Source organism: Vibrio sp. MM46 (assembly GCF_027587135.1).
Classification (GTDB): Bacteria; Pseudomonadota; Gammaproteobacteria; order Enterobacterales; family Vibrionaceae; genus Vibrio; species Vibrio harveyi.
Genome location: NZ_JAPPTO010000052.1, coordinates 1 through 6352 on the forward strand (window position 1 = coordinate 1; position 6352 = coordinate 6352).

The following is a 6352-nucleotide window of genomic DNA, read 5'->3' on the forward strand; positions in this document are numbered from 1 at the left end:
TCAAAGACCTCGCTTTTGCGAGGTTTTTTTGAATCTACAATGTGATAAACTGTAGTTTCTACAGGGGTGTAGCTCCAATTGGCAGAGCAGCGGATTCCAAATCCGCGTGTTGGGAGTTCGAATCTCTCCACCCCTGCCATATTTAAGGCTCTAGCAGAAATGCTAGAGCCTTTTTCGTATATGGAGGAACGAGTACCAGTCTAGTTGGAAGAGCAGGGGATTCCCCTAATGCCCAAATAGTGCGTGTTGGGAACTGAGCCGCCAGTCCGCTTGGCAGCAAGCCATATCGAATCTCCGGAGTGCCGGTCCAATCTACCCCTGCCATATTTAAGACTCTGGCTGAAATGCTAGAGCCTCTTTCGTATATGAAGAAAAGAGTACCAGTCTAGTTGGAAGAGTATCTGATTCTCCTAACGCCAGAATCGTGCGTGTTGAGATTAGATCTCCAGCTCGCTTGGCAGTAAGTCCTATCGAATCTCGGAGTATTGATCCAATCTACCTCTGTCATATTTAAAGCTCCAGCAGAAATGCTGGAGCCTTTTCGTTACAATCTGGACCTGTTATCTTGTTGAATTTCTTAGAATACAAAGTCGTCTCATCCCATTGTATAGCGAGCTGTCAGTTTAAATACTTAAAGAAAGCAACAATGTTGTAATCTATGTCGCTAGCTGTACATAATAAAAAAGCCCAGTATTTTCATACTGGGCTCTGTAAGTTTACTATCGAAGCATTTTAAAGAATGCGTTTTAGTACACCATCAGCTTTGATACGTGTGATCTTACGGACCAGCTTCTGAACACTGACTGGATAGTCTTCCACTTTCTCTAATTGCTTGTAAGTACAAATAAGCTGAGTGTGCTCTAGAATGTTTGCCACCTCTTGTTCAAATTTGTCTGTCATCTTCGCGAAGTTGTCTTGTACTAAAAGACCATTTTCAAGATCTAGTGACCATGCTCTAGGGTTTAGGTTGTTGCCTGTCATAAGCATGTAGCGCTTATCAACCCAGATACCTTTGAGGTGGAAGCTATTGTTATCATGTTTCCAAAGGTGAATAGATAATTTGCGAGCAGCAATGCTTGCTTCATTCGCTTTAGCGAAACGACGTAAGTTGAGTTCGTACAGATATGGTAAACCACCAATAGTTTTGAACTCTTCTTCAGGAGAGATGTAAAAGTCGTTTGCAGTCTTGTCACCAACCACGATTGTTACTTTTACACCACGTTTCATTGCACGTTTTACTTCACGATTAATCGCTTTCGGGAAGTTAAAGTAAGGTGTACAGATAAAGATTTCGTTCTGAGCAGCTGCAAGCAGCTTAACGATTTTCTGGTTGAGTAAATTACGGCGCTTCCCTAAACCTACCAGCGGTGTAACTTTCACTTCGTCTTCGCTGGCTACTTCTGGTTTAAATTCGTAATTAGCACGAGCTAAAGAAGAGCGAAGTTGGCGAATGTCCGCTTTGATCTCTTTTGTCTCAGGTTTATCTTTATCTGCAAGATCATTAACTGCAGGGTGGGCGATCATTTCATCCTGAATGAATCCTACCATCGAGTCTGCTAATGCTTTGTGTTGAATGACATGGTAGCGATCGAAGCGGTAACGACCATTGTATTGTAGGTATACGTTGTTAAGACTTGCTCCGCTGTAAATGACGGTGTCATCTACGATGAAGCCTTTAAGATGAAGTACACCAAAGACTTCTCTGCCTCGTACAGGAATACCGTATACAGGAATTGAGTGCTGGTATTTTTTTGCGAATGCCTTGTAAAGTGCTGCGTTGCCTTCAGATGATTCTGCACCAATGAGACCACGTTGCGCTCGGTGCCAATCTACACAGATATTGATGTCCAATCCAGGATTGCGCTGTTTCGCTTCATAAAGCGCTGTGAAAATTTCACGTCCAGCTTCATCATCTTCCAGATATAGAGCGACTAGGTAAATTCGTGACGTTGCTTTGCTGATCGCATCAAGAAGACGAGCTCTGAAAGCATCTGCTGCGTGCAGAACTTCGAAGTCTTCAGGCTTAACTGCGAGACTTGGCAACTGTTCGAATGGGTTCCTACTTACTATCATACCGGTGTGAGTACCTTAATTAAGTGCAATATTGCGAACCTGATATTTTACCAAAGATATGATTTCTCTGGCTACAAAAGCGCACTGTTTGAAGCACTAGAAGTAATGAATTGCATTGGAATGAGATCTTTGCCACTGTCCACGTACCGTAAATAAGCCATTTTCAATGAGTTTGGAAGCTCAGAGCTATCAATGGTTTTGAATCCATGTTGAGAGTAATAAGCCTCTAAATGATTAAAAGCAAAGCAATAATCTCCATTGTTGAAAACAGTGTTTTCGCAATGAGTAAGTAATGCTTGACCGACCCCTGTTCCCCTACATTCCGGAACAACAAGCATACCAGTCAGCAAGCGAGACTTTTCGACCGCTTTCATTCTAAGGAGAGCAACGATTTTTCCTTCTAAACTTGCGGTGATGATCAGCTCATCACGCTTGGCTTTTCCGGCAGGGTAATGTGCTTTGTATAATCTCTTGATCAGAGGTAGTTTGATCGGATTTAACACTTCTATGATTAATGAGCTAGGTATTGTCACTGCGGCTAAAACATAACTAAGGTAGAATGGCTACAGTTTAAGAGAATCTCATCTGGCGTTGCAAATCCACTATGGAAATTAAGAAACATGCGAGCCTCAAGGCTTTCCACACATTTGGTATCGAACAAACCTGTGCTTATTTAGCGATCATTGAAACTATCGATGATGTTATTCAGCTATTTAAAGATGAAGCTTACCTAGAGTTACCGAAGCTATTTTTAGGTAAGGGCAGTAACATGCTGTTTACTCAACACTATGAAGGCATGGTCATTATTAACCGCTTAATGGGTAAAACTGTTACTGAAGAAGGTGCTCATTATCTATTGCACATTGAAGGCGGTGAGGATTGGCCGGCGCTTGTTCAATGGTGTGTAGAACAAGGCATGGGAGGTATTGAGAACCTCGCACTCATCCCTGGCTGTGCAGGCTCGGCACCTATTCAAAATATCGGAGCCTATGGATTGGAATTGCAAAATGTGTGCGAATACGTAGATATCCTCGATTTGGAGAACTTCACGACCAAACGCATGACTGCAGAAGAGTGCCAATTTGGCTATCGTGATTCGATCTTCAAGCATGCATTATATGAAAAATGCTTTATTACTGCGGTCGGTCTCAAACTGCCAAAGCAATGGAAGGCGATCAATCAATATGGTCCTTTGCAAAGTATTCCTGAAGAAGAGCTTAGTCCCCTAACCATTTTTGAGCGTGTATGCCAAGTGCGAATGGAAAAATTGCCAGACCCTGCAAAAGTTGGTAACGCAGGAAGCTTTTTTAAAAATCCAGTGATCAGCCAAGATCATTACGATCAACTTATCAAAAAGCACAGCAATATGGTGGCTTACCCTGCGAAAGGAGGAATGAAAGTCGCTGCGGGTTGGTTAATCGACCAATGTGGTTTGAAGGGGGTATCAGTGAACGGTGCTCAAGTAAATCCACTCCAAGCTTTGGTTCTAACTAATGTTGATAATTGTAGTGCCAATGACGTTGTCGAGCTTGCGTCTTTGGTAAAAAGGACCGTTTGGGATAAATACCAAATTGAACTAGAACATGAAGTTCGTTTTATGAATAACAAGGGCGAGACTAACCTAACTGAGATTGAGGCTACGCGATGAGAAAGGAACACTCTGCAAAACTGCATATTCTCAAAGCGCTAAGTGACGGTGATTTTCATTCTGGGGAAGCCTTAGGGCAAGAATTGGGTATATCACGCGCTGCTATTGCAAAGCACATCAAAGGTCTTAATGATTGGGGCGTAGACATTTACCGGATTCAAGGACGTGGCTACCAGCTAGCTCAGCCTTTACAACTGCTTGATGAGCAAAGGCTTCAAGCTCATGTTGATACTCAACTTGAACTCATCTCGGTTATAGATTCAACCAACCAATATCTGCTCGAGAAAGTCGATGACTCCGATAAGGGGCGCGTATGTTTGGCTGAATATCAAGCAAAAGGAAGAGGGCGACGTGGGCGCCAATGGATATCGCCTTTTGGGACTAACTTGTATTTGTCTATGTACTGGCGTTTGGATGCTGGTATGGCAGCGGCTATGGGGTTGAGCTTAGTTGTTGGTATCGCAGCAGTGGAAGCTATTGAAGAGATGGGTATCCAAGGCGTGAAACTCAAATGGCCGAACGATATTTACTACGAAGATAAAAAGCTTGCAGGCATTTTAGTTGAAATGTCAGGGCAAGCCGGTGGGGCAGCGCATCTAGTTATTGGCATGGGGCTTAATATCGGTATGCCAGACTTGCAACCTGAAATCGATCAACCGTGGACAACCTTAAACCAAGTGAGCGATAGCCTAGATATCGATCGTAACCAGTTAGTGATTAACCTGATTGAACACTGGAAGAAAGCACTAGAAGAATATGAAATGACAGGGCTCGGTGGGTTTGTAGAGCGTTGGAATCGTTTAGACAACTTTATTGGACGCCCTGTAAAGCTATTGATGGGACCTAGAGAAATCCATGGGGTAGTAAAGGGCATCGATCAGCAAGGTGGTGTAGTATTAGAAACCACTAATGGATTGGAGACCTACGTTGGTGGTGAGATCTCCCTAAGGAAAGGTGATTAACCTCGAGTCTAGTGCCTAATAGAGGTTACTTTCTCAACGACACCTTGTCGACGAGATGACTAGGACCTTTGTGCAGAATTAGATGGGCTCTCTCGCGAGTTGGCAGAATGTTATGTTCTAGATTGAGCCCGTTAATGCTTTGCCAAATTTCTTTAGCTTTGTTTTTCGCCTCTTCGACAGACAATTGCGTGTAATGACTAAAATAAGAGCCTGGTTGAGTAAATGCACCTTGGCGGAATTTCAAAAATCGTTCTACATACCATTGCTCAATGGTCTCAGTTTCTGCATCAACATAAATAGAGAAGTCTAGGAAATCAGAGACAAACACGCGATGTGGATCATGCGGATAGTCCATACCACTTTGCAGAACGTTTAACCCTTCGATAATCAGTACATCTGGACGATCTACTTTCTTTCGTTCTTCAGTAATGTCGTACGTAATGTGTGAATAAACTGGGACTTCTAAGTTTGGTTGACCTGCTTTTACATCTGAAACGAATTCTACCAAGCGTTTAATATCGTAAGATTCCGGAAAGCCTTTACGATGCATGATGCCTCTCTCTTCCAGCACTTTCTTTGGATATAAGAAACCATCTGTTGTCACAAGGGCGACTTTCGGATGGTTCTCCCAACGAGAGAGCAATGCTTTTAGAAGTCGTGCGGTAGTACTCTTTCCTACCGCCACACTGCCGGCAATGCCGATAACAAAGGGTGGAGCATGTTCTTCCGTGTTGAGGAACTGCTGAAGTACAGAGTTACGACTTTGGCGAGCCTGAACGTACAGATTTAAAAGACGAGACAAAGGAAGGTAGATCTCTACCGCTTCCTCCATAGTGAGGTTTTCATTAATGCCTTGAAGCGCTTTCAGATCGTCTTCAGAGAGTGTCATCGGAACAGAATTGCGCAATTCTGCCCATTCGGCACGGTCAAATGACAAAAATGGACTCATGGGTCTCTTTTATCCTTGGTTTCATCGAGAGCAAGAACATACAACAAGCTCCGTGCAAAGCAAACGACAAAGCTCGAAAGTTTGCTTTAAAAAGCGAGGTTTGTATGATTTTGCAGCAATCGATTCTAAAAAGTCGAATTTTACGATTTTTTTTGAAATAGCTATTGCAACCTAGAAAATCATTCAATAGAATGCGCACCACTTATGCCGACTTAGCTCAGTAGGTAGAGCAACTGACTTGTAATCAGTAGGTCACCAGTTCGATTCCGGTAGTCGGCACCATTCTTTCCTGTTTCTAGTGGAAACAATTGTAGTAAGAATGGCTTAAAAATTTGGAGGGGTTCCCGAGTGGCCAAAGGGAGCAGACTGTAAATCTGCCGGCACTGCCTTCGATGGTTCGAATCCGTCCCCCTCCACCATATTCTTTAGGAAATAGCTCTCAGAGTTACGTGTTGCGGGCATCGTATAATGGCTATTACCTCAGCCTTCCAAGCTGATGATGCGGGTTCGATTCCCGCTGCCCGCTCCACTCTAATTTGAGTGCTGATATAGCTCAGGTGGTAGAGCGCATCCTTGGTAAGGATGAGGTCGGCAGTTCGAGTCTGCCTATCAGCACCAGCTCTCAAAGTTATCTCCTTTTGATATAAGATTTACCAATTATCTTTTTTGGTTGCGTGGTCAATTCGGGCCACCTAAATCCGTACCTAGAGGGACTACTCA

At 43.4% G+C, this 6352-nt stretch carries 5 protein-coding genes and 5 tRNA genes; 7 read left to right on the forward strand and 3 right to left on the reverse strand.

Annotation, left to right across the window (positions count from 1 at the left end):
* Window positions 1-62 precede the first annotated feature (62 nt).
* Window positions 63-139, forward strand: a tRNA-Trp gene (locus OH459_RS27360).
* Window positions 140-732: 593 nt separating this feature from the next.
* On the opposite strand, the gene pssA is transcribed toward OH459_RS27360, so the two are convergent.
* Both pssA and OH459_RS27370 read right to left on the reverse strand, forming a co-directional pair.
* The gene (pssA, locus tag OH459_RS27365) at window positions 733-2073 is read right to left on the reverse strand and encodes a CDP-diacylglycerol--serine O-phosphatidyltransferase (RefSeq protein WP_005451105.1); all 1341 of its coding nucleotides are present in this window, start codon (window positions 2071-2073) and stop codon (window positions 733-735) included.
* A gap of 71 nt (window positions 2074-2144) precedes the next feature.
* Window positions 2145-2576 (reverse strand): GNAT family N-acetyltransferase, encoded by a 432-nt coding sequence (locus OH459_RS27370; protein WP_017191164.1) that lies wholly within the window; start codon window positions 2574-2576, stop codon window positions 2145-2147.
* Window positions 2577-2677: 101 nt separating this feature from the next.
* Between OH459_RS27370 and murB the strand changes: the two genes are divergently transcribed.
* A complete protein-coding gene (gene murB / locus OH459_RS27375) occupies window positions 2678-3721 on the forward strand; it encodes a UDP-N-acetylmuramate dehydrogenase (protein WP_053053735.1) in 1044 nt (347 codons plus the stop codon).
* A complete protein-coding gene (gene birA / locus OH459_RS27380) occupies window positions 3718-4683 on the forward strand; it encodes a bifunctional biotin--[acetyl-CoA-carboxylase] ligase/biotin operon repressor BirA (protein ID WP_053053736.1) in 966 nt (321 codons plus the stop codon). Before murB ends, birA begins: the two co-directional genes overlap by 4 nt.
* A 25-nt stretch (window positions 4684-4708) precedes the next feature.
* Here birA and coaA read toward each other — a convergent pair whose 3' ends face one another.
* The gene (gene coaA / locus OH459_RS27385; protein WP_017817494.1) at window positions 4709-5632 is read right to left on the reverse strand and encodes a type I pantothenate kinase; all 924 of its coding nucleotides are present in this window, start codon (window positions 5630-5632) and stop codon (window positions 4709-4711) included.
* A gap of 206 nt (window positions 5633-5838) precedes the next feature.
* Here coaA and OH459_RS27390 point away from each other — a divergent pair.
* The 4 genes from OH459_RS27390 to OH459_RS27405 all read left to right on the forward strand — a co-directional run bounded on the left by OH459_RS27390 (window position 5839) and on the right by OH459_RS27405 (window position 6250).
* Window positions 5839-5914, forward strand: a tRNA-Thr gene (locus OH459_RS27390).
* Window positions 5915-5966: 52 nt separating this feature from the next.
* Window positions 5967-6051, forward strand: a tRNA-Tyr gene (locus OH459_RS27395).
* Window positions 6052-6086: 35 nt separating this feature from the next.
* Window positions 6087-6161: transfer RNA gene (locus OH459_RS27400), tRNA-Gly, on the forward strand.
* Between the two features lie 13 nt (window positions 6162-6174).
* Window positions 6175-6250: transfer RNA gene (locus tag OH459_RS27405), tRNA-Thr, on the forward strand.
* Window positions 6251-6352 lie beyond the last annotated feature (102 nt).

What these genes read in the sequence shown, in the direction of transcription:
- pssA (WP_005451105.1), bottom strand. Translation starts at nt 2,073, where the DNA reads ATGATAGTAAGTAGGAACCCATTCGAACAGTTGCCAAGTCTCGCAGTT.
- murB (WP_053053735.1), top strand. Translation starts at nt 2,678, where the DNA reads ATGGAAATTAAGAAACATGCGAGCCTCAAGGCTTTCCACACATTTGGT.
- birA (WP_053053736.1), top strand. Translation starts at nt 3,718, where the DNA reads ATGAGAAAGGAACACTCTGCAAAACTGCATATTCTCAAAGCGCTAAGT.
- coaA (WP_017817494.1), bottom strand. Translation starts at nt 5,632, where the DNA reads ATGAGTCCATTTTTGTCATTTGACCGTGCCGAATGGGCAGAATTGCGC.